The 2,588-nt window shown below is 65.7% G+C and carries 4 protein-coding genes; all 4 read left to right on the top strand.

Annotated elements, in window-relative coordinates; translation table 11 throughout:
* Positions 1-213: hypothetical protein (locus tag IVA82_RS38845; protein ID WP_247388577.1), on the top strand; the 213-nt coding region annotated here is incomplete at its 5' end.
* Positions 210-563, top strand: coding sequence for an IS66 family insertion sequence element accessory protein TnpB (tnpB, locus tag IVA82_RS38840; RefSeq protein ID WP_247388576.1), 354 nt, complete (start codon positions 210-212; stop codon positions 561-563). The genes IVA82_RS38845 and tnpB, both read left to right, overlap by 4 nt.
* 53 nt (positions 564-616) lie before the next feature.
* The gene (locus IVA82_RS38835) at positions 617-2,176 is read left to right on the top strand and encodes an IS66 family transposase (RefSeq protein WP_247388578.1); all 1,560 of its coding nucleotides are present in this window, start codon (positions 617-619) and stop codon (positions 2,174-2,176) included.
* A gap of 47 nt (positions 2,177-2,223) precedes the next feature.
* Positions 2,224-2,588, top strand: a 365-nt coding sequence (locus IVA82_RS38830; protein ID WP_247388575.1) for a UPF0149 family protein, incomplete at its 3' end; no start/stop codon positions are given.

Genomic DNA, 2,588 nt, shown 5'->3' with positions numbered 1-2,588 from the left:
GTTCGAATCGCCTGCGAGGGCGGTCCTGCGACGACGGGCGAGCCGGGCCGCCTGGCGCCGGCGCATATGGTGCTGCCGCAGATGGCATCGCCCCCAGGCAAGCTTGGCGGGGTGGTCGAGATCGAGATGAGCGGGGCGCGCATTCGGGTTGAGCCGGGAGTGGAGCTGGCGACGCTTTCGACGGTGCTGTCGGCGCTTCGGGGCATCCGGTGATTGCGCTACGGTCTGACCTCAAGGTGGTGCTGGCGGCACAGCCGGTCGACTTTCGCAAATCGGTGCACACGTTGTCGGCGCTGGTGAGCGAAGCGCTGCGTGCGAACCCGTACTGCGGCGACGTCTTCGTGTTCCGCAGCAAGCGCGCGGACAGAGTGAAGCTTCTGGCATGGGATGGCAGCGGCATGGTGCTGGTGACGAAGTGGCTGCACCAGGGACGCTTCACTTGGCCACCGATCCGCGACGGAGTGGTGCATCTAAGTGCGACGCAGCTCGCGATGCTGCTCGACGGGCTTGAGTGGACGCGTGTTTCACCCAAGCCTGTGAAGCAGCCGGCCGTTGTCGGCTGAGAGGTGAGGATTTCGCTGGAGCCTGTAGTGCGTGCATGTATCTTTTGATCATCATGGCGATTCGCCCCGACGCTCTCCCGACTGATCTGGCGGCTCTGACCGAGATGGTGCTCGCGCTCGACGCCGAGAACGAGAAGCTACGTGTGGCGATACAGACGCTCAAGGAGATGATGTTCGGGAAGCGCTCGGAGCGGCTGGCGGCGCTCGTCGCCGAGCAGCTCGCGCTCGAGCTGGACGATCTGGAGACCGGCGTCACACCACCTGCGCCAGCCAACGATGATTTGCCGGCGACCAAGCCGGCCGGTAAGCCACGCAAGAAGGCGAGCCGCAACATCGGCGCGCTGCCCAAGCACTTGCCGCGCTGCGAGCAGGTGCTGGAGCCGGACGCGACGGCGTGCCCGTGTTGCGAGGGCCGTCTGCACAAGATCGGCGAGGATGTCAGTGAAGTGCTGGACGTGATCCCGGCGATCCTGCGGGTGCTGCGCACGATCCGTCCCAAATATGCCTGCCGCGGCTGCACCGATGGCGTGGTGCAGGCCAAGGTGCTGCCGCGGCTGATCGAGAGCGGCATGGCCTCGACGGCGCTAGTGACCCACGTGGTGGTGTCGAAGTTTGCCTGGTATCTGCCGTTGTATCGGCAGGTGCAGATTTTGGCCAGCCAGGGCATTCATCTCGACCGCGCGACACTGGCCGGCTGGGTGAAGCGTGCCGCATGGTGGCTCAAGAGCCTCTATGAACTCCAGCTGCGAATGATCCAAGCCTCGCCGCGGCTGTTCTGCGACGAGACGCCGATGCCGGTGCTCGACCCCGGGCGACGTCGCACCCGCATCTGCCAGTTCTGGGCGCATGCCGTGGATGACCGACCATGGGGCGGCCCCGCACCGCCGGCGGTCGCCTATGTGTTCGCCGACGGCCGCGGCACCGAGGAGATCGCCGGACAATTGACGGGCTTTTCCGGCATTCTGCAAGTCGACGGCTATGCCGCCTACAAGGCGCTTGCCCGTGAGCATGGCGGCGCGATCCAGCTCGCTTTTTGTCTCGCGCATGCCCGACGCAAATTCGTCGAGGTGTACAAGACGACCCAGTCACCGTTCGCTCGCGAAGTGATCGAACGCCTGCAGGCGGTCTATGTCATCGAGGCTGAGATCCGCGGCAGCAGCGCCGAACAGCGGCTTGCCGCCCGCCGCACCAGGACCGCACCACTGATGGCGGCGCTCAGGGCGCGGCTGACGGCAATGGTCGGCCAGCTCTTCTCCCAGTCGAAGTTGGCGGAGGCCATCAACTATGCGCTCAATCACTGGGATGGGCTGACGCTATTCCTCAGCGACGGGCGGGTCGAGGTCGACTCCAATACGGTGGAGCGTTCGATGCGCCCGATCGCAATGGGCCGCCGGAACTCATTGTTCAGCGGCAGCGAGGGTGGCGCCGAGAGCTGGGCGATCCTGGCATCGCTCGTTAACACCGCAAAGCTCCACGATCTCGATCCGCAGGCCTACCTGGCCGACGTGCTCGAGCGCATCGTCTCCGGGCGAACCAAGAGCCATCAGCTGCACGAGCTGCTGGCCTGGAACTGGAAGACTGCCCACGCGCGCACCGCGCAGGTGGTCGCATGAGCCGGCGTCGCGATATGAGCCGGCGTCGCGATAAAGCATCGCCATCGATGGCGGCTGCCGCCATGTCGCTCGTGCAGCTTGAGCGATGGCTGCAGGACCGCGTCGAGCGGCGTCCCGTTGCCACCAGCCTGCCGGTGCTGGACGGCTACATTGCTGCGATCGTGGCCGGGCCGGTGTCGATCAGTCCGCTCGACTGGATCTGTCCGCTGCTCGCAATCGACGCCGACGCCTTCAACCACGGCGGCACGCCGGAGTTCGCCGCGATCTCCGCCTCCGCGCAGCACCACAACGCTATCAGCAAAACCCTCTCCACCAACCCGGATCGGTTCGAGCCGATCCATCATAGCAAGCCGAACGGCGACATCGATGCGCGTCCCTGGTGCCTGGGATTCCACGCCGCCATGCGACCTAG

Origin of the sequence: Bradyrhizobium sp. 142 (genome assembly GCF_023074015.1) — a bacterium.
Classification (GTDB): domain Bacteria; phylum Pseudomonadota; class Alphaproteobacteria; order Rhizobiales; family Xanthobacteraceae; genus Bradyrhizobium.
Note: the sequence above shows the minus strand (reverse complement) of the source record. Positions and strands in the feature narration are given on the sequence as shown.

Excerpts from the sequence above, each read along its gene's own strand:
- IVA82_RS38835 (WP_247388578.1), top strand. The coding sequence starts at position 617 with ATGGCGATTCGCCCCGACGCTCTCCCGACTGATCTGGCGGCTCTGACC.